The 21,435-nt window shown below is 68.6% G+C and carries 26 protein-coding genes; 9 read left to right on the top strand and 17 right to left on the bottom strand.

Annotation, left to right across the window (positions count from 1 at the left end; translation table 11 throughout):
- Nucleotides 1-59 precede the first annotated feature (59 nt).
- Nucleotides 60-1,244: a helix-turn-helix domain-containing protein gene (locus GA0115254_RS41780; protein ID WP_093900484.1), complete on the bottom strand. Its 1,185-nt coding sequence runs from the start codon at nucleotides 1,242-1,244 to the stop codon at nucleotides 60-62.
- 131 nt (nucleotides 1,245-1,375) lie between these two features.
- On the opposite strand from GA0115254_RS41780, the gene GA0115254_RS41775 reads away from it, so the two are divergent.
- Genes GA0115254_RS41775 through GA0115254_RS41770 form a run of 3 tightly spaced genes read left to right on the top strand, consistent with a single transcriptional unit; the run spans nucleotide 1,376 to nucleotide 2,392 of the window.
- Entirely contained in the window at nucleotides 1,376-1,924 is a 549-nt protein-coding gene (locus GA0115254_RS41775; protein WP_093900483.1) for a flavoprotein, read from the top strand.
- A gap of 9 nt (nucleotides 1,925-1,933) precedes the next feature.
- Nucleotides 1,934-2,107, top strand: coding sequence for a hypothetical protein (locus GA0115254_RS45090; RefSeq protein ID WP_176740517.1), 174 nt, complete (start codon nucleotides 1,934-1,936; stop codon nucleotides 2,105-2,107).
- Between the two features lie 48 nt (nucleotides 2,108-2,155).
- Nucleotides 2,156-2,392: a hypothetical protein gene (locus GA0115254_RS41770; RefSeq protein ID WP_093900482.1), complete on the top strand. Its 237-nt coding sequence runs from the start codon at nucleotides 2,156-2,158 to the stop codon at nucleotides 2,390-2,392.
- Between the two features lie 55 nt (nucleotides 2,393-2,447).
- On the opposite strand, the gene GA0115254_RS41765 is transcribed toward GA0115254_RS41770, so the two are convergent.
- On the bottom strand, nucleotides 2,448-2,837 hold the full coding sequence (locus GA0115254_RS41765) for a VOC family protein (RefSeq protein ID WP_093900481.1): 390 nt from the start codon (nucleotides 2,835-2,837) through the stop codon (nucleotides 2,448-2,450).
- 143 nt (nucleotides 2,838-2,980) lie between these two features.
- Between GA0115254_RS41765 and GA0115254_RS41760 the strand changes: the two genes are divergently transcribed.
- Nucleotides 2,981-3,334 carry a UBP-type zinc finger domain-containing protein gene (locus GA0115254_RS41760; protein ID WP_093900494.1) on the top strand — a complete coding sequence of 118 codons (354 nt, stop codon included), beginning with the start codon at nucleotides 2,981-2,983 and terminating at the stop codon, nucleotides 3,332-3,334.
- A 289-nt stretch (nucleotides 3,335-3,623) separates the two neighbouring features.
- Here GA0115254_RS41760 and GA0115254_RS41755 read toward each other — a convergent pair whose 3' ends face one another.
- The 3 genes from GA0115254_RS41755 to GA0115254_RS41740 all read right to left on the bottom strand — a co-directional run bounded on the left by GA0115254_RS41755 (nucleotide 3,624) and on the right by GA0115254_RS41740 (nucleotide 5,279).
- A complete protein-coding gene (locus GA0115254_RS41755) occupies nucleotides 3,624-3,941 on the bottom strand; it encodes a recombinase family protein (protein WP_256103093.1) in 318 nt (105 codons plus the stop codon).
- A gap of 698 nt (nucleotides 3,942-4,639) precedes the next feature.
- Nucleotides 4,640-4,894 carry a hypothetical protein gene (locus GA0115254_RS41745; protein ID WP_093900478.1) on the bottom strand — a complete coding sequence of 85 codons (255 nt, stop codon included), beginning with the start codon at nucleotides 4,892-4,894 and terminating at the stop codon, nucleotides 4,640-4,642.
- A 115-nt stretch (nucleotides 4,895-5,009) separates the two neighbouring features.
- Nucleotides 5,010-5,279 carry a hypothetical protein gene (locus GA0115254_RS41740; protein WP_093900477.1) on the bottom strand — a complete coding sequence of 90 codons (270 nt, stop codon included), beginning with the start codon at nucleotides 5,277-5,279 and terminating at the stop codon, nucleotides 5,010-5,012.
- A gap of 759 nt (nucleotides 5,280-6,038) precedes the next feature.
- Here GA0115254_RS41740 and GA0115254_RS41730 point away from each other — a divergent pair.
- The 3 genes from GA0115254_RS41730 to lnt all read left to right on the top strand — a co-directional run bounded on the left by GA0115254_RS41730 (nucleotide 6,039) and on the right by lnt (nucleotide 9,209).
- On the top strand, nucleotides 6,039-6,902 hold the full coding sequence (locus GA0115254_RS41730; protein WP_093900476.1) for a universal stress protein: 864 nt from the start codon (nucleotides 6,039-6,041) through the stop codon (nucleotides 6,900-6,902).
- Between the two features lie 69 nt (nucleotides 6,903-6,971).
- Nucleotides 6,972-7,469, top strand: coding sequence for a nuclear transport factor 2 family protein (locus GA0115254_RS41725; RefSeq protein WP_093900475.1), 498 nt, complete (start codon nucleotides 6,972-6,974; stop codon nucleotides 7,467-7,469).
- Nucleotides 7,470-7,568: 99 nt separating this feature from the next.
- Nucleotides 7,569-9,209 (top strand): apolipoprotein N-acyltransferase, encoded by a 1,641-nt coding sequence (gene lnt, locus GA0115254_RS41720; RefSeq protein ID WP_093900474.1) that lies wholly within the window; start codon nucleotides 7,569-7,571, stop codon nucleotides 9,207-9,209.
- Between the two features lie 25 nt (nucleotides 9,210-9,234).
- Here lnt and GA0115254_RS41715 read toward each other — a convergent pair whose 3' ends face one another.
- From GA0115254_RS41715 to GA0115254_RS41705, 3 genes are all read right to left on the bottom strand, one after another.
- Nucleotides 9,235-9,582 (bottom strand): hypothetical protein, encoded by a 348-nt coding sequence (locus GA0115254_RS41715; protein WP_093900473.1) that lies wholly within the window; start codon nucleotides 9,580-9,582, stop codon nucleotides 9,235-9,237.
- Nucleotides 9,583-9,740: 158 nt separating this feature from the next.
- Nucleotides 9,741-10,640: a Gfo/Idh/MocA family protein gene (locus GA0115254_RS41710; RefSeq protein WP_093900472.1), complete on the bottom strand. Its 900-nt coding sequence runs from the start codon at nucleotides 10,638-10,640 to the stop codon at nucleotides 9,741-9,743.
- Between the two features lie 42 nt (nucleotides 10,641-10,682).
- Nucleotides 10,683-11,936 carry an FAD-dependent monooxygenase gene (locus GA0115254_RS41705; RefSeq protein ID WP_093900471.1) on the bottom strand — a complete coding sequence of 418 codons (1,254 nt, stop codon included), beginning with the start codon at nucleotides 11,934-11,936 and terminating at the stop codon, nucleotides 10,683-10,685.
- Nucleotides 11,937-12,012: 76 nt separating this feature from the next.
- Here GA0115254_RS41705 and GA0115254_RS41700 point away from each other — a divergent pair, with 76 nt between their 5' ends.
- On the top strand, nucleotides 12,013-12,690 hold the full coding sequence (locus GA0115254_RS41700) for a TetR/AcrR family transcriptional regulator (protein ID WP_093900470.1): 678 nt from the start codon (nucleotides 12,013-12,015) through the stop codon (nucleotides 12,688-12,690).
- Between the two features lie 75 nt (nucleotides 12,691-12,765).
- The gene (locus tag GA0115254_RS41695) at nucleotides 12,766-13,227 is read left to right on the top strand and encodes a hypothetical protein (RefSeq protein ID WP_176740516.1); all 462 of its coding nucleotides are present in this window, start codon (nucleotides 12,766-12,768) and stop codon (nucleotides 13,225-13,227) included.
- A 44-nt stretch (nucleotides 13,228-13,271) separates the two neighbouring features.
- Here the strand turns inward: GA0115254_RS41695 and GA0115254_RS41690 are convergent, their stop codons facing one another.
- The 9 genes from GA0115254_RS41690 to GA0115254_RS41650 form a co-directional block, all read right to left on the bottom strand.
- Nucleotides 13,272-13,757 carry a hypothetical protein gene (locus GA0115254_RS41690; protein ID WP_093900493.1) on the bottom strand — a complete coding sequence of 162 codons (486 nt, stop codon included), beginning with the start codon at nucleotides 13,755-13,757 and terminating at the stop codon, nucleotides 13,272-13,274.
- A gap of 170 nt (nucleotides 13,758-13,927) precedes the next feature.
- Nucleotides 13,928-14,611, bottom strand: coding sequence for a uracil-DNA glycosylase (locus tag GA0115254_RS41685; RefSeq protein ID WP_093900468.1), 684 nt, complete (start codon nucleotides 14,609-14,611; stop codon nucleotides 13,928-13,930).
- A gap of 87 nt (nucleotides 14,612-14,698) precedes the next feature.
- Entirely contained in the window at nucleotides 14,699-16,279 is a 1,581-nt protein-coding gene (locus GA0115254_RS41680; protein WP_093900467.1) for an ABC transporter substrate-binding protein, read from the bottom strand.
- A gap of 118 nt (nucleotides 16,280-16,397) precedes the next feature.
- Complete coding sequence (locus GA0115254_RS41675) at nucleotides 16,398-17,153, bottom strand: SDR family oxidoreductase (RefSeq protein WP_093900466.1); 756 nt, start codon at nucleotides 17,151-17,153, stop codon at nucleotides 16,398-16,400.
- Between the two features lie 20 nt (nucleotides 17,154-17,173).
- Nucleotides 17,174-17,935, bottom strand: a complete 762-nt coding sequence (gene fabG, locus GA0115254_RS41670) for a 3-oxoacyl-ACP reductase FabG (protein WP_093900465.1) — start codon at nucleotides 17,933-17,935, stop codon at nucleotides 17,174-17,176.
- A gap of 235 nt (nucleotides 17,936-18,170) precedes the next feature.
- Nucleotides 18,171-18,554, bottom strand: coding sequence for a DUF3037 domain-containing protein (locus GA0115254_RS41665; RefSeq protein WP_093900464.1), 384 nt, complete (start codon nucleotides 18,552-18,554; stop codon nucleotides 18,171-18,173).
- A complete protein-coding gene (locus GA0115254_RS41660; protein ID WP_093900463.1) occupies nucleotides 18,551-19,408 on the bottom strand; it encodes a HipA family kinase in 858 nt (285 codons plus the stop codon). The genes GA0115254_RS41665 and GA0115254_RS41660 overlap by 4 nt, the downstream gene beginning before the upstream one ends.
- A 79-nt stretch (nucleotides 19,409-19,487) precedes the next feature.
- Complete coding sequence (locus GA0115254_RS41655) at nucleotides 19,488-20,750, bottom strand: tyrosine-type recombinase/integrase (protein ID WP_176740515.1); 1,263 nt, start codon at nucleotides 20,748-20,750, stop codon at nucleotides 19,488-19,490.
- Nucleotides 20,751-20,795: 45 nt separating this feature from the next.
- Nucleotides 20,796-21,110: a helix-turn-helix transcriptional regulator gene (locus tag GA0115254_RS41650; protein WP_093900462.1), complete on the bottom strand. Its 315-nt coding sequence runs from the start codon at nucleotides 21,108-21,110 to the stop codon at nucleotides 20,796-20,798.
- Nucleotides 21,111-21,435: the final 325 nt, after the last annotated feature.

Raw genomic sequence — 21,435 nt, 5'->3', positions numbered from 1 at the left:
GCGAAGGGGCTCAACGCTCACAGATTCGTGAGCGTCGGCAGGTCAGGGTGTGAGCGCGGCTACAGGCCGATCCAAGCCGCCATGTGGCCGAGGGTGTCCGGGGTGCGGCGCGAGATGTGCACCAGGCCCTTGATGGTCTCGCGGGCTCCCGGGTGGTACCGGGTCTGCTCCGGGGCGGCGTGCCGGGCGTCGATGATGCTGCTGAGCGCGGCCTCGGTCCGGCCGGTCTCCATCTCTGAGCGGGCCTTGTCGATGAGGAAGTGGGCGCGCCGGGATGTGGCCAGAGCCATGGGCAGAGTGATCTGCCTGGCCTGGGTGAGGGCTTCGTCGTACTGCCGCATCTCGACCGCGGCCGACATCTCGTGAAGCGCAACGTTCGTCGGTCCGAAGCTGAGCCAGTGGACTTCGGAGGCGTCTCCGGTCTGCCTTGCGCAGTCGCGGGCTTCGGCGATGTGGGTGTCGACCACGGCCTGCTGGTCGGCGCGGGCGGCGATGACGGACGCCCCGAGGTGAAGCTGCCCGGTGACGGCGATGGCCTCCCGGGTCTGTTGCGCGGCGCCGACGATGCCGTGGCCGGCGGCGACGAGGCGCTGCCCGATCGTGTACTCGCCCTCCCGGAAGTACACCAAAGCTCGCATGTACTGCCGGATGGCGGCCAAGCAGGGGTCTGAGGCCCGGTGAGCTGCCCAGTCCATGCGGTCCAGGGCCACGCCGGAGAGGTCGTAATAGCCGAGCTTCACCGAGATGTCGTGGGCAGTGCGGTACGTCGAGGCAAGGGCTTGCCACAGCTCCGTCGACTGGGTGCGCCAAGCCGCGGTGGTGAGCTCTGCGATGGTGGTGGGCAGCAGGCGGGCGGCATTCCGCAGATGCGTGGCCCTCACCTCGGCGCACAGCGCCTCGGCGCTTGCGATCAACTGCTCGGCCGGCCTGTCGGGAATGGCGTCGTCGGCCCCCAGGTCGTACAGGTCGAGCGCCTCCCTGATGGGGCGCACGAGTTCGGCGAGGCGGTCCTGCTGCAGTTCGGTCACGTAGGGCTGTCCCGTCAGCACGGTGACGTCGATCCGCAGGACCTGGGCCACAGCCGCGACGAAGTCGAGGTTGGCGGGCTTGGCGCCGCACTCGACTTGGTTGAGGAGGCTGTACGAGTACGGGAGCCGGTCGGCCAGCTGTCGCTGAGTCAGCCTGGCAAGTTTCCGCTGCTCTTTGATCCGGGCGCCTGTGTGGTCGTCGTCCAGTCTGGGCACACTGGTCTCCGTTCCTGACTCGTCACCCGGAACGGTACCCGCGCGTCCGCGCGCTGGATCCCGCATCGCCCCCGATTCCACCCGATTCGGGTGCGGTTGCATGTCCGGGGCCCGACGGCTGGGATGGGCACATGACGGCTCGTGTCCTGTACCTGTTCGGTTCTGCTGCCCCGCCGGTCTTCGAAACGGGCAAGGTGATTCAGGAGGCCCAGGCCCGCGGTTGGGACGTCTGCCCAGGGCTCACGCCGACGGCTGCGAAGTGGCTGGGACCGCAGCTGCACGAGCTGGAGGCTCTGAGCGGTCACCCAGTGCGCTCCGAGTACAAGATGCCAGGCGAACCGGACGTGTGGCCGCCGGCGGACGCGATCCTGCTCGCACCGGCCACCTTCAACACAGTCAACGCCTGGGCCCTCGGGCTGACGTCGAGCTTCGTCGTCGGGGTGGTCGCCGAGGGAATCGGGAAGCGGATCCCGACCGTGACGATGCCCTGCGTGAACGCGGCCTACGTGCAGCATCCGGCATTCGACCGATCGGTGGAGACCCTGCGCGGCGCCGGGGTGACGGTGCTCTACGGCGAGGGCGGCTTCGCACCGAACCAGCCGGGCGAGCGGCGTCCCGAGGGCTTCCCGTGGCATCTCGCCCTCGACGCGGTCGGCACCATTGTCAGTCCCTCGCCGTAGCCTGTTCCCATGTCGATCAAGCCTTCGCCTGCCACCCCTGTGCGCTCCCCCGCCGCGGTGAACGCGGACATCCGCGCGCTCTGGGCGGCCGGCCCGCTGTCGCCGGAGGGTGAGGCGGAGTATCAACGGCTGCTGGTGGAGTGGGAAGCCGCGGTCCGGGCGGATGTCGTCGCAGCGGCCTGACCAGCGCGGCTCCGGTCGATTGTCAGTGGCGCCGTTTACGATCCGGCCGTGGCCATCGATATCCCTGAAGATCTGATCAGGCTGGAACGTTCCGCCGCGGAGGAGCAGCGCAAGGCCCTTGCCGAGCCGTACACGAAGGAGGCGTGGGCGGCGTGGCGGGAGGCTGCGGCGAAATTCCAGGCCGCGGTCACTGCGCACGCCGAAGCTGCAGGAGTTTCCCGGTTCGAGCTGGAGATCGCCGTGAAGAAGGCCGTCCTGCATCCTGAGCCTGACCGCGACAGCTGATGCGCGTCCGCCCCGCACCCGGGCGCCGTTCCGGGGCGGGGCGGTTCACAGTCGGTCAGCCGAGATAGTTCGCGCGTCCCTCGTCGTCGAGCTCGAAGGCGCCCTCCGGGATGATGCAGAACTCATTGCCCTCAGGGTCCGCCATCACCAGGAACCCCCCGTGGTCGTACTGCTCCAGTCTGCACCCACCGAGCGTCTCCACCCGCTTCTGCTCGGCTGCGGGGCTGGGCGAGGTGATGTCGAAATGCATGCGGTTCTTGCCCGATTTGGGTTCGTCGGTCTGCTGGAAGCCCAAGCCGAGGCCGTTCTCTCGCCGAAGCCATACATACGGGCCCATGCGGCCCACGACCGGCCTGCCGAGCAACTCGGACCAGAACACAGCGAGCCGCTCGGGGTCAGTGGCATCGACGACGAGGGCATTGACCTGCATAGGGGAGTCCGTCATGCCTCCGATCCTCTCAGGGCGCAAGGCTGCTCAGCAGCGAGGCTCCGACCATGGGCTTCTACGGCACCGAGGTGTGTGAGAAAGCGCGGCTCGGTAGCATCGATCAGGACACGGCGACCTATATCTACGGCAGAAGGACATCGATGTCACAGGCCATTGAGGGTATCGACCCGACGGTCCCGCCCAGCGGAACCGTCTGTGTGGAATGTGAAGCGGCGCAGGGCTGGTGGCTGCATCTGCGCCGCTGCGCCCAGTGCGGGCACGTCGGTTGCTGTGACACCTCCCCGGAGCAGCATGCCTCCCGGCACTTCGCCGACACCGGGCATCCGATCATCCAGAGCTTCGAGCCGGGCGAGGACTGGTTCTGGGACTTCCGCACCAAGGAGATGTTCAGCGAGGGCCCGAACCTGGCGCCGCCGCAGCACCACCCGCAGACGCAGACGGTGCCCGGCCCTCACGAACGGGTGCCTCTCGACTGGCAGAGGCACACCCACTGAGGCGAGGCCCCACCGGTACGCCGCCCCTGACAGCGAATTGGCCGATGCCACCACACGGCATCGGCCTCGGCTGTGCTCTGCTTCGCGGTCTTCGCTGGAACGTTGCGGATATCTACGCGACGCCGCGATGCAGGTCAGATACGAGCCAGACTCGTCAGCAACTGGAAGAGACGGTGACCTCGTCGAACTCCTGAGGCGGGCCGGACTCGACGACCTGACCTGGATCGAATGGCGCGGCGGCCGGGCGCATCGGTACGAAGCGGCATGACGGGCGCCTGGCCGCCGAATGTCAGCCCAGTTCCACGGGGGCGACCTGGGCGCCGACAGCGGGCCGCCCTCCGGCCTCGAGCTCGGGTACGTACTTGTGGAGCGTGGTGCGGGAGATGCCGAGCAGCTTGGCAATGAACGTCACTGACGCCTCGGGCTCGGCAAGCATGGAGCGGGCGTGCAGGATCTGCTCGGCAGTCACGGCGGGAGGTCGGCCGATGCGCTCGCCACGAGCGCGCGCCTCCGCCATCCCTTCAACGGTGCCCTGCACGATCAGCTCGCGGATGAGCTCGGCAAGCACCGCGAAGACGTGGAAGCCGGCGTAGTGCGGCGTAGGCATCATCGCGATCCGCTACCCGACCCGGGCCTGACAGGGCGTGCTCGCACGGGTCAACTATCCACTGGGCGCGCAGAGTCGGCCCGTCATGGCCCGCCCGCTCTTCCCACCCGGTGAACTGTTGACGGACGAAGACCAGAAGCTTCGGCCAGTCGTCACGAGCAGGCTCCCCCGCCTCGCGCGCATAGGCCATGGCGTAGCCGGTGAGTTTGAGTTGCGGGCCAGAGCGCGGACGCCGGGCATGGCTCCTGGTCATGTCGGAGCGGTGATACTACCGGGGTGGCTGCGCGGTACGCGGCGATGCCGTAACGCCCCGCATGGGCCCCGTGGTCCGTGACGCCCTCGCCGGGTCCCGCCTCGCGGCGGGTGTCGGGCGCTTTCCCCGCACACCGAATTCTCCGAAACGTGGGACACCTGCGCCCATCCGCCGCTTGCAGTGGAAGGAGTTGAGGTGAAGGCGTTCGGTGCCGTGACCGGGAGCGACGCCACAGCGACGCCGGTCGACGGGCCGGATGGCAAGGGAAGGCGCGATGGCTGGCGTGTGGGTGACGGTCTGTCTGCCGGCCGAGGCCGCGGGCGATACCGAAGGGGCGTTTGCGGAGATCCTCGCGCCTTTCCACCCGGACACGGATGACAACCCCGTCGACCGTGGCATGTGGGACAAACGCGCGCCCGCGAGGCCCGGCTCCCCGTCCGCGGGCTCAGCGCTTGGCCCTGCGGTGGGCCAGCAGCGCGCCTATCCCCAGCCCGACCAGCAGGGTCACGGTCAGTACCGCCCAGAGCGGCAGGGTGACGATGGGTACCCACAGCCGGATGCCCACCGATTCGGTGTTCGCAGCGATGAACCAGATCGCAAAACCGATCAATACCAAGATCCCGATGGTGCGTATCCGCACCTCCCGGCCCTTGACGGAGAGGGTCGGCGGGGCGTGCGGTCGAGACGCCTTCTGTGCCATGGTTCCAGTATCGAGCGATTCGGGCGATTAGTCCTGGCAGGTCTCGTCCACCGCGCTGCGGGCTCGGTGCCGGCCGCCACCACACCACCTCCACGAAATGGCGGGGCGCCGAAGGTCAAGGTATGTCGCCCTGCCAGTCCCACCGGTCGAAGTCACCGTCCCTGGGTGCGTACTCCGCTCGGCCGCCCGGGCCGAACCGCCCGATCTCCGTGTTCAGGGCCGCCCCCTCGCGCAGTGCCGTCTCCGTCCAGCCGGTCACATCGAGGAGCAGCCCGTCGAGCGGGCCGCCCACCAACTCCCGGTAGGAGTGACCCGGCTGGGGCCCCGGGTCGGGATCGTCATGGTCGGCGCCGTACACGCGCCGCTGCCGCATCAGCTCGTCCATGGGGGCAGCATCGCATCCTGCACTGACAATCACAGTGGGCCGGAAGCCTTGTCAGCCGCGAAATCGCCCTGGGCCGCCACGAGGACGCCCGCCGCATCAAGAACACCGCGCTCTCGTGCGCCGCAGCCGTGATGTCCGTCGTCGGCGTCGTCTACCTCACGCTGCCGCAGCCGGCACCGGAGCCATTCCTGGACTCCGGCTCCGCCGACTCCGACCGGGCACTCACCATCGCCACTCGGCTGCTCACGGTCACTGCTTTCCCGCAGTTCTTCGACTGCGCGCTGAACCTCGGCGCCGGTCCCGCAGGGGCTCGACAAAACCTGGAACGGATTCCGCATCACGCTCATCGGCCACTGGGCCGTCGGCCTCCCCGCTTCCTGGCTCCTCACCCACCCGCTCGGCCTCGACAGCCCGGGAATCCGGCTCGGCCTGCTCACCGGTCTGGCGACCACAGCCGTACTTCTGCTCCGCCGCTGCTCGGGCTCCCTCTCCACCCACGCCGGACATCACGGGGGCGTGGCGGGGCCTGAGTCCGTCCGGGTGGTCCGGGACCTCAGCCGCCGCCCGCCCCTTCACCGCGTGGCCACGGGCGGCCGTCCGAGCGATCGACGCCCGTGTTGCAGTGCGTCAGGGCGCGGCATGTTACGCGCGGCCTCATCTGTCCGAATCTTCCCGGGCAGATGAGGCCGAAAGGCCCTGCCACAAGACGTGTGCGCGTACCAGCCTGGGACATGTACAGCTGAAACCCGGAGGGAAATCATGACCACCACAGAGCTTCCCGTGATCGCAGCCGTCGACGGCTCGTCGCACAGCCGTGAGGCACTCGACTGGGCCGCCCACGAGGCCGTCCGCCGGGCGCTCCCACTGGTGATCGTGCACGCCCGGACGCCGAACCGGCGCACCGTTCAGGAGACACAGCAGCGCGAGGCCGAGGAACTGCTCACCCAGTCCGTGCGAAGGGTGTCCGAGATCGTTCCGGATCTGCACCCGTCGACGCTCGCACCGCTGGACTTCCCCTCGGCGGCGCTCGCCTCGCTGAGCCGTGATGCGTCGCTGGTGGTCGTCGGCTCGCGCGGTCTGGGCGGATTCCGGTCCCTGATGCTCGGCTCCAACAGTCTGGCGACCGCCTCAATGGCCCAGTGCCCCGTCGTCGTCATCCACAGCGGACCGTCGGTGGAGGACGACGGGGAGGCAGTCGAAGCCTTTCCCGACATTGTCGCGGGCGTGGCCGCCGACGAAAGCAGTGAAGCGGTACTGGAATTCGCCTTCGCGACGACCGCTTCCCGGCCCGGTGCGCGACTGCGGATCGTGCACGGCTGGACGATGTTCTCCTCGATGCTGTCCGGCGGCCCGGTCTTCGACCGGGACGCTGCGGCTGGTGCGGCCGAGCGGACCCTCGCCGAACTCACCGCGGGCTGGCGGGAGAAGTATCCGCAGGTCGAGGTCGTCAGGGAACCGGTCGGGGGCTCCGCCGCACGCACCCTGGTCACGGCCTCGGCGACCGCGGCACTGACCGTGATCGGGCGGCGCAAGGGCGGTGAGTCCCTCGGGCTCGGGCTCTCCCCCGTCGCACAGACCACGCTCACGCATGCCCTCGGCCCGGTGGCCGTGGTGCCCTGCTGACGGTTGTGCCGGCCCGTCGTGCGTGCACGCCCCCTTGGCCTCGGAGGCCGACGGGCAGACACTGACCCGATGACGCAGCGCGTGGATCTCTCGACCGTGATGGACCGGCTTTCCATCGACGCAGTGATCACCGGCTATGCGATGGCGGTGGACGACGGCGCATGGGTGGACTACCGGGCCCTGTTCACCGCGGACGGCCGCGCCGACTACCGCGGCGCGGGCGGTATCGAAGGGCCTGCCGCCGAGGTCGCCCAGTGGCTCGCGGAGACCATGCGGCTCTTCCCCGTACGCCAGCATCTGATCGTCAACCGCCGGGTCGACATCCAGGACCTGGGCGGCTACCCGGGCGACCGGGCCGAAGTGCGGGCCGACTATCTCAACCCGATGCGGCTGGACAGCACGGCGGGCGGCGAAGGCGGCTCCGGGGCAGGGGAGACCGCGCCGAACTTCGTCTCCGGCGGGCGGTACGCCTTCACACTGTCGCGTACAGGGAACGGCTGGCGGATCCGGACCGTGACCGTGCACGAGAAGTGGCGCGGCACAGCTGACATGCTCACCCCCTCCTGAGTCCGCCCACCGGTGCTTCCGCCCTCCCGCGCCGGGAAAGAACTGCAGAACGGGTGACCAGGGGGGACACTGCTGATCAGCAGGACGAGGAGGCGCGGCATGCGGATTCCGGCCGGTCGGCGCGAGCAGTGGGAGCGAATGCTGCGGTCCGGCCGGTGGCGCGGCTGCGTCGCGCTGCTCGCCGGTGCGCTGCCCGCGCTCGCATTCCCGGCGCCTTCCCTGTGGTGGCTCGCCTATGTCGGTCTGGTGCCGTGGCTGCTGCTGATCCGGTCCGCCGGTACGGGGCGCCGGGCGGCGCTCGACGGCTGGCTCGGCGGGACCGGCTACCTGCTCGCCGTGCATCACTGGCTGATGCCGAGTCTCCATGTGTTCATCGTGGTCCTGGCAGCCCTGCTCGGTCTGCTGTGGGCGCCGTGGGGCCTGCTGGTCTTCCGGGTACTGCGTGCGCCGGTCTCCGTCGCAGCAGCCATGTCCGCGGTCGTCGCCGTGCCGTGCGGCTGGCTGATGATCGAGCTGGTCCGCTCCTGGGAGGGCCTCGGGGGTCCCTGGGGGCTGCTCGGCGCGAGCCAGTGGGAGGTGGCTCCGGCACTCCGCGTGGCATCCGTCGGCGGGGTGTGGCTGGTGAGCCTTGTGGTGGTAGCGGTGAACACCGCCATCGCCCTGCTGTTCGTGGCCGCCGCCCGTACGGTCGCCGTCATCGGCATCGTGGTGTGCGCCCTGGCCGTGGGGGCGATGGCGCAATGGGCACCGCAGCCCGAGCGGTCGGGCGTGGCCAGGATCGCCGTCGTGCAGCCGGGTGTGATCGCGGGTCCCCACAGCGTGGAGCGTCGGCTCGCCGTCAGCGAGCGGCTGACCGGCGAGCTGGCGGGACGCGATCTCGATCTGGTGGTGTGGGGCGAGAGCAGTGTCGGTGTCGATCTCTCGCGGCACCCGGAAGCCGCCGCCCGGATCGCGGCCCTCTCGCGTCGGGTGGGCGCGGATGTGCTGGTCAACATGGACGCCCGACGGACCGGCGGACCGGGTCGGACAGGGATCTACAAATCCGCGGTGCTGGTGGGTCCGGACGGACTGACCGGAGACCGGTACGACAAGATGCGGCTGGTGCCGTTCGGCGAGTACATCCCGGCGCGCTCGGTGCTCGGGTGGGCCACGTCTCTCGGCAAGGCGGCGGGCGAGGACCGGCTGCGGGGCACTCACCCGGTGACGATGTGGCTTCCCGGCGCCGCCGGCGGGAAGGGGCTGCGCATCGGCCCGCTGATCTGCTTCGAGACCGCGTTCCCCGACATGAGCCGGCGGCTGACCCTGGACGGTGCGCAGCTGCTGATCGCCCAGTCGTCGACCGCGACGTTCCAGCACAGCTGGGCTCCCGAACAGCACGCCTCTCTCGGGGCGCTGCGGGCCGCTGAGAACGGCCGTCCGATGGTGCATGCGACGCTCACCGGCGTCAGTGCGGTGTACGGCCCGCAGGGCGAGCGGATCGGTGCCCCGCTCGGTACGGATACGAGCGGCGCCGCCGTGTTCGATGTACCGCTGGCGTCCGGTACGACGCTCTACGTACGGCTGGGCGACTGGCCGGTGCACGGGGCGGCGGCTGTGCTGGCCGTGTTCTGCGCCTTCGAAGGGGTGCGATCGCTCCGCAGGCGCCATCGGGTCGGGCCCGCCACCGCGAGCGGTGCGGTGGCTCCGGTGGTTGCCTCACCCGACGAATCCGACGAATCCACCGGTCGCTCCACACCGTGAGCCCCGGTACCGGAGACCGGCCGGACTATCCGGGGCCGTTCACGGAGACGATGTGGCCCTGGGCGTCGACGGTGAGCGAGACCCGCTCGACCTTGTTGGTCACGGCAAGCACCAGCCACACGGCACCCCAGAGAAAGCAGGTGAACACCATCAGGATGGCGTGCAGCACGTGGTTCAGCGGTCGGCCCCGGACCATGACGACCTGTGTCTCGGAACGTGATTCCACCCGCCAGCCGCTCGCGATCCGCTGATTGACCGCCCAGTCGAGGATCAGCCCGCGCTGCATCGCGTCGGGCGGCCGCCCGTCGGCCGAGTAGTAACCGGGCGGCGGCTGGAGTGCTCCCCAGCCCTTTGGCTCGTCGTGGGGCCTCACGAGGTCACCTCCACGGGCCGGTGGTCATTTCCCCAGCCTGCATCGGAGCCGGGACCGACGCATCCCGAGACCGAAGCCCCCCTGGCCGGCCACGGCTCCGGAGTCGGTCCGGCCCTTGGCCCGCCGGACCGACCCGGGCCGAGATCTCCAGCACCCTCCTAGGCGCAGTCCAGGTCGCGCAGGATGCGCTCGCACAGCTCATGCGTCAGCAGGGCGTCGCCGGCGCTCAGCACCTTTCCGGCCCGCACGGCATCCAGGAAGGACAGCACGCTCTGCTCGATGCCGCGCTGGCGGGTCACCGGCACCCAGTCGCCGCGCCGTCGTACGCTCGGCTGCCCCTTGTGATCGATCACCTCGGCAAGGTTGACGACCTCGCGCTTGGAGTCCTGGCCGGAGACCTCCAGCCGTTCCTCGTTCGAGCCGCTGAGTCGGTTCATCGCGCCGATGGCCGTGAATCCGTCACCGGCCAGTTGCAGTACGACATGGTGCATCAGACCGTCGCGGATCCTGGCCTGCACGACGGTGTGCTCGATCGGCCCCGGCGCCAGGAAACGCAGTGTGTCGACGACATGGATGAAGTCGTCGAGCACCATGGTGCGTGGGTCCTCGGGCAGGCCCACCCGGTTCTTCTGCATGAGGATGAGTTCGCGCGGATGCTCGGCGCACTGCGCGTAGCCGGGGGCGACCCTTCGGTTGAAACCGACGGCGAGGGTCACTCCGCGTTCTTCGGCAAGGCTCACCAACCTCTCGGAATCGGTGAGTTCATAGGCCAGTGGCTTGTCGACGTACGTGGCAACACCCGCCTCCAGCAGCCGGCCCACGATCTCCGGGTGCACGGCCGTCGGGGCATGGACGAACGCGGCGTCCAGGCCCTCGGCAAGCAGCGATTCGAGGTCGGCGTGGCGCTGCCCGGACGGGATCCGGTGGCTCTCGGCGACCGCGGCCAGGGTGGCGGGGGTACGGGTCTGCAGATGTATTTCGACCCCGGGCAGGGTCGTCAGAACCGGCAGATACGCCTTCTGCGCGATGTCGCCGAGCCCGATGCAGCCGACCTTCACAGGGGTCTCCCTCTCACTGTTCAGCGCCGGCCGGCGCGGTGTTCACCGATCGGGGGAGCCCGGTCGGGCTCTTCGAGCCGATGTCTGCCGCGGTGACCTGTGCGCGTCCTTCGTCGGGGCAGCATACGTGTGCTGCGGCGGCTGCCAGTCCGCGATGCCGTCGAAGGTGCGCAGGACGAGGGTGGGCCCGAGCCGCGAGACGGTGGACATCAGGGCGTCGCGCAGCGCCACGGCCGGGGCACTGGTCAGGCGCATCAGCCGGGCGGCCTGTGCGGCCTTGCGGACGATGGCCGATGTGCGGGGCAGCCGGTCGGCGGTGTACGCCGCCAGACCCGCGCCGAGGTCCCTGTCCGGTGCCACATGGTGGGCGAGCACGATCGCGTCCTCGACGGCCTGATTGCCGCCCTGGCCGAGGCTGGGTGCCATGGCGTGGGCGGAGTCGCCGACGAGGACGGTGCGCCCCCGGTGGAACGACGGCAGGGGGTCGGTCAGCTGGTACACGTCGTTGCGGAGTACCTGTCCGGACTCGGCGGCGGCGATGATCGAGGGGATCGGGTCGTGCCAGTGACCGAACCGACGCATCAACTCCGCCTTCTCGTCGTCGGCGGCACGGTCTCCGGCCGGGGCGACGGCCGCCCCGTAGGCGTATGTCCGGCCGTCCTTGAGCGGCTGGGTGCCCCACAGTGCGCCGCGCCCCCAGGTCTCGTGCGGGGCGAAGGGCCGCTCGGGCGCGGGGACGACGATGCGCCAGGTGGTGAATCCGGCGTACGAGGGTCCGGGGTGGGCCGGGAAGAGTGCGCCGCGTACGCCCGAGTTGATGCCGTCGGCACCGATGACGAGGTCGGCCTCGATGTCCCCGGCCGCCGTCCGGACCACGGCACGCGCACCGTCCACGGCGCCCGGGTCCAGCAGTTCCGCGGCGGCGTCGGTACGAACGGTGGGGTCGGGCAGCCGGGCCACGAGGCGGTCGACGAAGGTGGCCCGGTGCAACAGGACGATCGGGCCGCCGAACCGCTCGGTCGCGACAGTGCTGTTCGTACGGGAGAGCCAGCGGCCGCTCGGGATACGCATACCGCCGTCGCCCTGCCAGGCGGCGAGCGACCTGATCTCGTCGCCGAGGCCGATGACGTCCAGGGCGCGTTGGGAGTTGGGCGCGAGGGCGATGCCGGCGCCGACGGGTTCCAGGGAGGCTGCGCGTTCCAGGACGGTGACCCGCCAGCCGCAACCGTGCAGGGCCACCGCCGCGGTGAGGCCGCCGATTCCGCTGCCGATGACGACGGCATGGGGCTTGGCCATGACTCCTCCTCGAAACTACATCTGTAGTGAGAGCATCACCGTACTACAGCTGTAGTTCCGAAGGTAGGTTGGCCCCATGGCCACACGCACCACCGGCACCTCCCGGGCCGATCTCATTACCGATGCCGCCCTCGCGCTCCTCGCCGAACGTGGGATGCGCGGTCTGACCCACCGCGCGGTGGACGAGCGCGCCGGACTCCCCCAGGGTTCGACGTCCAATTACGCACGCACCCGGCAGTCCCTGCTGGAGGTGACGGTGCAACGGCTGGCGGAGCGCGAGGCGCGGGTGCTCGCTCCCGGTGAACTTCTGGTTCCGGGCACCAGCAGGACGGACGGCGCGGACGCCGGTCCGCAAGGCCGTTCGGGCACCGGCGCGGAGAACGGCCCGCACACCGACCCGGAGGCGCTGGTCGCCGGTCTCGCGCCGGCCCTGCACCGCTATCTCACCCGCCACCCCGAACTGCTCATCTGCCGCTACGAGCTCGCTCTCGAGGCCACTCGGCGCCCGGAGCTGCGGGAGTTCTTCGACGCAACGGGCCGGCAGTTCCGCGAGCCCCTGATGGCACTGATGACGGCGGCCGGGTCGACCGAGCCCGAGCGGCACACCCTGTCCCTGGTGGCCTGGTGCGAGGGGCTGATGTTCTCGTGCGCCGCGGGGTCGTACCACCGCTCCGTACCGACCGAGGAGGAACTGCGTACCGGCTTCACCGAACTGCTGCGCGGGATGCTCGGATCGCAGACGGCGTTGCGCTGACCGGCGTCACTCGTGCGGGCCAATCACGGCTTCCCGGCTCACACAGAACCGGGTTCGCACAGCAGAGTTGATCAGGTGCAACGAACCCGAATCACCGTGAAGCTCCTGGTCGGCGTGGCGGTCACGACACTGTCCGGCTGTGTGTCCGTGGCGCCGCAGCCGGACGTTCCGTCCCGGCCCGGGACCAGCAGGCCCGCCCAGGACCTGGCACCACAGATCGTGCGGCCGCCGGTCCACGACAGCCTGGGAGCCGTACCGGCCCCCGAGCCGTCCGCCTCCGCATCCGGCCCGGCGCGAGGCGCACCGCCGGACAACAGCCGCACCGCGCCCCGCGCACCACAGCAACGGAAGCACCCCGAGGCGGCGCGGCCTCGGCCGCGTCAGGCCCCGCCCGCCGTGACCGCGCCCGTCCCGGATCTACCGGCCCCCGTCGCCGACAAGGACGTCTGCGCGCTGGGACGGGGATACGGGCACTGGCCCGCGGGCAGTCCGCAGTCCCGGATCTGCGAGAACACCTACGGTCGCCGAGCCCGGTAGGAGAGAGCCGAGCGGGTGGCCCGTCCACCGCGACGGGCCACCCCTCACAGCTCCAGCAGCCTCAGCTCCAGCCGCGTGATCGCCGCGCGGACCCCTCCCCCGTACCCGTCGTCCGCCCCGTCGTCCGCGAGCACACCGGACGCGGCGCGCGCCCGGTCCAGATGGATCCGGGCCGCCTCAGGACGGTGGAGCTTCACATAGTCCGCCGCGAGGTTGAGATGGAGCGAGGGATAGAACGCGCGCACCGCGAGCGCATCGGAGTGCTGTGCCGCACGCTCGTCGGTCAGGCTGCCGGCCGCGGTCAAGGCCCTCAGGTCCCAGGCGAGCTCATCACCGGGGTCGTCCTGCGTGTCAGCCATGTAATGGGCGAGGGTGCACCGGTGTAGGGCGTCCCCGTCCTCGCCGATCTCCGACCAGAGCTCGCCGAAGCGATTGCGGGCCTCCTCCCGGTCGCCGCCGTGCAGCAGCATGATCGCCTGGCCGATCCTGGTCATGACGGCATCCTTCGACGCCTCCCGCTGCTCCGTCACTGCGGCCTCCCTGTCCACGTCCACCCATTTCCGTTCGACGCTAGCCGCAGCCGCGGTCAATCCCGCTGAGGCTCGGGCGGGCGTCCCTAACCTGTCCACCGAGCACCCACCCCCCGGCCCGGACCTGTCCACCGGGCGTCCGCCGCCGGCCCGGGCCGCAAACCTCAGCGTCAGCCCAGATCGGGGATGCGCCAGTCGATGGCCTCGTGCCCCTGCGCCGCCACCGCCTCGTTGATCTGCGTGAACGGACGGGAGCCGAAGAACTTCTTGGCGGACAGCGGTGACGGATGCGCACCCTTCACCACCGCATGGCGCTCCTCGTCGATCAGCGGAAGCTTCTTCTGCGCGTAGTTGCCCCAGAGCACGAAGACCGCCGGATCGGGCCGCGCGGCAACCGCGCGGATCACCGCGTCGGTGAACTTCTCCCAGCCCTTGCCCTTGTGCGAGTTCGCCTCGCCCGCACGCACCGTCAGCACGGCGTTGAGCAGGAGCACGCCCTGCTCGGCCCACGGCATCAGATACCCGTTGTCCGGGACCGGCAGACCGAGTTCCTCCTTCATCTCCTTATAAATGTTCCGCAGGGAGGGCGGCGTCTTCACGCCCGGCCGCACGGAGAAGCACAACCCATGTCCCTGCCCCTCCCCGTGGTACGGGTCCTGACCGAGGACGAGGACCTTCACCTTGTCGTAGGGCGTGGCATCCAGGGCGGCAAACACCTGGTCGCGCGGCGGATAGACCGGCCCCTTGGCCCGCTCCTCCTCGACGAACTCGGTGAGCTCCTTGAAGTAGGGCTTCTGGAGCTCTTCGCCGAGGACGCCGCGCCAGGACTCGGGCAGCAGGTCGGTGTCGGTCACGTCAACAACCTCCGGTAAGTAATCAGTTCTTCAACCGAGAACCTACCGGGGGCCACTGACAACGGACCCTGCGAGTCCTGCCGGGGCCTACCAACTGGCCTTGCGGTACAGCTCCCACATCTGCATGACCGTCTGCGGGTCCAGGGCACGCTCGCCGCCGCCGATGTCCTCGCCCGCCGCGACGTACAGCTTGCCCTGCCACAGCGGCAGCAGCCGCACGTCGTCGACCAGGATCTGCTGGGCCCGTTCGAACTGCTTGCTGACCGCGCCCCGGTCGCTCTCCTTGCGGGTCTGCGGCAGCAGCTGCTCGGTGATCTCGCTCTTCATGTACGGCATCCCGGTGACGCTGTCCTTGCCCACAAAGGGGGCGATGAAGTTGTCCGGGTCCGGGAAGTCCGGGAACCAGCCGCGGCCGAAGACGGGGTACTGGCCCTTGGTGAAGCCTTCCTGGAACTCCTTCCAGGGCTTGCTCTTCAGCGTGATCCGGAACAGCCCGGAGGCCTCCAGCTGTCGCTTCAGCTCGTCGAACTCGGGGGCCGTGGACGAGCCGTACCGGTCGGTAGTGAACCAGAACGTCATCGAGACGGGCTTGGTGATGCCCGCCTTGACGAGGATCTGCTTCGCCTTGCCCTTGTCCGGATCACCGTAGGCATCGAAGAAGCTCGTCGTATGTCCGGCGATGCCCTTGGGGACCATGGAGTACAGCGGTTCGGCCGTCCCCTGGTACACCTTGGCCACCAGCGCGTCACGGTCGACGAGCTGGGCGATGGCCCGCCGAACGGCCACATTCCCGGCGGCCGGATCCTCGGGGTTGAAAACCAGGAAGCGGATGTCCGCACCGACCGTGTCGACAATTTGAAGATTGCTGTTCTTGTCCTGGTTGTCTTCCAGCCTGACGACCTCATCGGCGGTGAGGCCACGGTAGATCGCATCGATCTCGTTCTTCTTGAGCGCCGCGACCACGGGGGCGGAATCCTTGAAGTACCGGATGGTCACAGCATCGTTCTTACGATTGGCGAAACCCTTGTAGTCCGGATTCTTCACCAGTTCGGCCCGGTTCCCCGGCTTGTACGAATCCAGGAGATAGGGACCGGATCCGGTGACCATTCCGTCGCTGCGGACCTTGTGCTTCGAATAGTCGCTGGGCGCCACGAGCGACATCGCGGGCGTGGCGAGGATGAACGGGAATGTGGCGTCCGGTTTGGTGAGATGGAAGATGACGATGTCATCCCCCTTGGTCTCGACCCGGTCGAGCGAGCCGAGCATGCCGACAGGGCCGCCCTTGACCTTGAGGGCCGTGATCCGGTCCATGGAGTACTTCACGGCCTCGGCGTCGAGTTTGTCGCCATTGGAGAATTTCAGGCCCTCGCGGAGTTTGCACCGGTAGGCCGTGCTGGTCGTGTCGGTGAACTTGCACCATTCCGCCGCGTCGGGCTCGGGGCTGGTGCTGCCTGTGGGGAAACTCACCAGGGTCTGGAAGACATTCCGCATCAGTTCCCAGGAGTTGTCCCACGCCGCCGCCGGATCGAGGCTGGAGGGCTCACTGGTCGTACCGACGACTATCTTCTGCTCCGCCTTCGAGCCGCTGTCGGAGAGAAGTCCGCAGCCTGCCAGCAGAGAGAGGGAAGCAAGGACTGCAGCGGCCTGCAGACTGGCCCGGTAGAACACGTGAACGCTCCTCGATCAGCCATGGGTCGGCAGACCATACCGCAGTGCCCCATCGGGTCAATCCGCAGGCCCGACAGGGCACTTGAGTCAATCAGGGCCAAAACCGCTCAGGCCGCTCTCAGCTCACGCCCGCATTCAGGAAGATCCCGCCGTCGACCACCAGGGTCTGTCCGGTGATCCAGTCGCTCTGGCTCGACGTGAGGAACGCGGCGGCGCCGCCGACGTCCGCGGGGACTCCCAGCCGGCCGAGCGGATAGGCCGCGGCGGCCTCCGCCTCGCGGCCTTCGTACAGCGCCCGGGCGAACTTCGTCTTCACGACCCCGGGGGCGATCGCGTTGACCCGTACGACCGGCGCGAACTCGTGCGCCAACTGAAGGGTCAGGTTGACCATGGCAGCCTTGCTCATGCCGTACGCGCCGACAAAGGGCGAGGCGGAGATACCGGCGATCGAGGCGATGTTGACGATCGCCCCGCCGTTCTCCTTCTGCCATGCCTTCCAGGTCTGCTGGGCGAAACCGAGCGCCGAGATCACATTCGTCTCGAAGACCTTGCGTGCGACATTGAGGTCGAGCTCCGCTATCGGACCGAAGACCGGATTCGTACCGGCGTTGTTGATCAGGAAGTCGACGCGACCGAACGCCTGCATGGTGCGCTCGACCGCCGCCGCCTGGTGCGCCTCGTCGTGCGCCTTTCCGGCCACGCCGATGACGCGGTCGGAGCCGAGTTGCTCGACGGCCTCCTTGAGGGCGTCCTCGCCGCGTCCGGTGATGCACACCCGGTCGCCGCGCGCCACGAGCGCCTCGGCGATGCCGTACCCGATGCCCCGGCTCGCGCCCGTGATGAGCGCGACCTTCCCACTGTCCTGCACAGTCATGATGTCCGTAACCCTTCGGATCAGTTGAGCGGTCCGCCGGCGACGTACATGACCTGACCGGAGACGAAGCCCGCCTCGTCGCCCGTGAAGAAGGCGATGGCGTTGGCGATGTCCTCGGGGCGGCCGACGCGCTGCACCGGGATCTGGGTGGCGGCAGCGGCCTGGAACTCCTCGAAGCCCATGCCGATCCGGGCCGCGGTCTGCGCGGTCATCTCGGTGACGATGAAGCCGGGTGCGACGGCGTTGGCGGTGATGCCGAACTTGCCGAGCTCCTTGGCGAGGGTCTTGGTGAAGCCCTGCAGACCGGCCTTGACGGCAGAGTAGTTGGCCTGGCCGCGGTTGCCGAGCGCCGAAGAGGAGGAGAGCGAGACGATACGGCCGAACTCGGCGTCCACCATGTGCTTCTGGACGGCCTTGGCCATCAGGAACGCGCCCTTGAGGTGTACGTTCATCACGGTGTCCCAGTCGGACTCGCTCATCTTGAAGAGCAGGTTGTCGCGGAGCACGCCTGCGTTGTTGACGAGGATCGTCGGGGCGCCGAGTTCGGCGGCGACCCGCGCGACCGCGGCTTCCACCTGGGCGCTGTCCGACACATCGCAGCCGACGGCGAGGGCGGTGCCCCCGGCGGCGGTGATCTTCTCGACGGTGTCCTTGCAGGCCGCCTCGTCGAGGTCGAGTACGGCGACGGCGCGGCCCTCGGCCGCCAGGCGTACCGCGGTGGCGGCGCCAATGCCCCGCGCCGCTCCGGTCACGATGGCGACACGCTGCTCGGTGGTGGACATGCTTGGTTCTCCTCGCCCTTGGATCGCGGCTCAGCGGACGTCGGGGCACCCCCGGCACGGAACCTTCGCGTGCGCGGAGCCTTTCCGATAACTGAGCAACCGCTTAGTACCTTCAGCACACGAGACGCTAGAAGCCCTGGTACTCGGTGTCAACGGCCCACGGCCGCAGGGGCGCATGTCACACCCGGCGGCGCCGCTGCCGCAGTGGCTGCGAGCGGCGCCGCAGGGCGGCGGATCAGCGCACCAGCAGGTCGAGCAGCCGTTCGACCTCGGCCTCCGGGTCGGTTGTGAGACCGCTGTGCACAGGGCTCGGCTGGACAACGGTGGAGCGCGGCGCGATCAGCCAGCGGAAGCGACGGCCCGCGTCGTCGCGGGCCGCCTGGCCCGCGTCCGTACCGCCGCGGCACACGCCCTCGACAGCATGCAGGGCGGCCCGTACACCGACCACGTCCGCACTCGGGTCCAGGGCCTTCAGCTTGGTCTCGTCGAGATGGGTACGGGCGGCGACGAAACCCCGTGCGCGGCAGTAGACGACCACACCCGCGTTGAAGAACTCGCCGCGCTGTACGCGCGGCACCACGCGCAGCAGCGCGTACTCGAAGACATCGCGCTCGGTCACCGCTGGCCGTCCTTGTCGTTCTTCTTCTTGGTGGGGTGTGGCCAGGGGGTGAGGTGCTCGGTGAGCCAGCCGGGGGCCTGTGACGGTTTGGGCTCGGTGGGGCCCTCCATCGTGATCCGCTCATGAATGGTGGCGGCGCGCGGCAGCAGCGCTTCCACATAGGCGCGGCGCAGCTCGTCGGTGGAGTCGAAGCCCGGCTCGTCCACCAGCCACTCGTCGGGGACATCGGCAGCGACCTCGGCGAGCAGTTCCTCGGTGACCAACGGGGCGAGCTCGGCGGCGGCCGCCGCGATATCGGGGGCGAACGGGGCCAGCGCATGGTCCGAGGCGTTGTACGGCTTGGCGGCGGAGGCCTGGGCGCCGGGCCAGTTGTGGTGCCAGATCATGGTGGCGCCGTGATCGATGAGCCACAGGTCGCCGTGCCAGATCAGCATGTTCGGGTTGCGCCAGGACCGGTCGACGTTGTTGATCAGCGCATCGAACCAGACGACACGTCCCGCTTCCCGGGAGTCCACCTGGTAGGCGAGCGAGTCGAAGCCGATCGAGCCGGGCAGGAAGTCCATCCCGAGATTGAGCCCGCCGCTGGCCTTAAGGAGTTCCTGCACCTCCTGGTCGGGCTCGGCGAGCCCGATGACCGGGTCGAGCTGGATCTGTACGAGGTCGGGGACGCGAAGGCCGAGCCTGCGGCCGAGCTGTCCGCAGATGACCTCCGCGACCAGTGTCTTGCGGCCCTGTCCGGCGCCGGAGAATTTCATGACGTAGGTGCCGAGGTCGTCGGCCTCAACGATCCCGGGCAGCGATCCGCCCTCCCGCAGGGGTGTGACATAGCGGGTCGCGATGACTTCGGTGAGCATTTCCCCAGGCTATACGGCTCAGATCCCTGGAGATCCACGGACCAAGGTCAGAGCCGTACAGCCTGGGGAATCACCCCGATCAGCCCTGGGGAGAATCTGGGGAGTTTTGGCCGGCGACCCGCTTTCCGAGGAAACCGTCGATCACAGCCCGGCCCCGGTTCCCGGCCTCCGGCATGAAGTGCGCGTAGTAACCGAGCGTAATCGTCGGCGATGAGTGCCCCAACCGCTGGGCCAGGGTGACGACAGACTCGCCTGCCTCCAACATGATCGAGGCGTAGGTATGTCGCAGCACGTGGAAACCGTCCTTTGGAGCTGCAGCCCACTGCCAGGGCTTGGCTCCCTCGGACCGCTGGGGGATGACCTCAGCCTTGGCCAGAGCAGGCTTCCACGTATAGGTGTTCCATGTATTGACCGCGATGGCGTTGCCAAATCGCGTGGTGAGCAGCAGCGAGAACTTTTCCGTCGGCCTGTCCTCCCCTGGCCGCCCCCAGGGAAGCTCAACCGCTACGGGCGGGAAATCCCTCACATGCCTTTTCAGCTCTTCAGCCACGGACGGCGGCATGTCGACGACGCGGGCCTTCCGAGACTTCGGGAGCGCGTAGTACAACTTCCCGTCGATCGTCTGAGTCTGCCGACGAACGTGGAGGACACCACGTGCGTAGTCAATATCATCAGGGCTCAGCCCGAAGACCTCCCCTTGCCGGAGACCACACCCCAGGCCAAGGACAACGGCGATCCTGTTCCGCTCATTGATGACATCACGTACTCGGAGCGCAGTCTCCAACGACCACGCCTCCCTGCGCTCCTTCGATGCCTTCGGCCACTGCACCGACTTCGCGCGCATCGGATTTCGAGCGATCCGCTTGTCATCAACAGCTGTCTCCAGGATCCCTGACAGCTCACCCAAGATGCCACGCACATAGTCGACCGACCTCACGGAGCTGCCAAGCTTCGCTATGTATACACGCAGTTCCGCCGGCGTTATCTGCTTCAGCTGGAGCTGTCCCAGATGCGGGACGATGTGGAGACGCACCCGACGCTCGTGCCCCTGCTGAGTTTTCGGGGCGCCCGCCTTCCCAGGTGCCCAGTATTTCGCGATGTAATCGGCTAGCGTGATGGTTCCGTCACGAGGGTCCACGAACTCGCCGCGCTCTTCATCCGTCGCAGACCGGCGGAGCCACGCCTTGGCGTCCTCGACTGTAGCGAATGATCTGTCACGGATCCCTGGGATGCCAGCGACCTTGTATCGCGTCCCTTTCCCGTACCGGGCAGTACGCTCTCTCTTGCCCGTCACTGGGTCCTTCTTCTTCTTGATCCAACGGTCTTCTATGTAGCCGGCCAAGCCGCACTCTCCAATGTGGGTCGATTACAGATCAGCGGCGAACCATCAAGGGCTAGTTGCAGAGAGGACGCGTCGCTGCGCACCTACTTCGATTGGGCTCAATTCCGGGTTGGAACGGGAATCCGATTGCTCCTGCATGCGCACCCAGGCGTCAAGCGTCACCAGCCTGTACATGACCCGGCCACGGACTCCCATCCGAAAGCTTGGCGGCCCCTGGCGACGGTGCCGCCAGACGTACAGGGTGTGAGGGGACATGCCGAGGTAGTCGGCCGCTTCCCGCACATTCAGGAAAGCTCTGATACTCGCTCCGGATGCGGCAGCCACTGGATCGGAGTTGGCCCCATGCAGGGAGGTTGGCATCTTGGCACCTCGGGATCGCGAAGACGGTTGAAGGACACATTGATTCCGCGCATTGCGGGATAGGTGAGAACTCGCCCACCTGGCTCCGCCACCAAGCGCAGCCCAGTGCGAACTCAATGGTCGCGACGATCGCCGGTTTGGCTAACCGGCGATCATGGCCTATGTTGCGCGCCGCATCAGATGAATCCGACAGCTTCTCGGGCTGGCCGCGTTCAGGCAGCCAGCCGGTATGAGCGCAGGGCTGGGGTCGCGCCGTCCGTAACGAGCACCAGCAGACCGTCCTCAGTGCGGCGGTCAAGATTCCGCACCACGACACGCTCGGGGG

Source organism: Streptomyces sp. Ncost-T10-10d (assembly GCF_900091955.1).
Taxonomy (GTDB): Bacteria; Actinomycetota; Actinomycetes; order Streptomycetales; family Streptomycetaceae; genus Streptomyces.
This window is presented reverse-complemented; position numbering and strand designations above follow the sequence as displayed.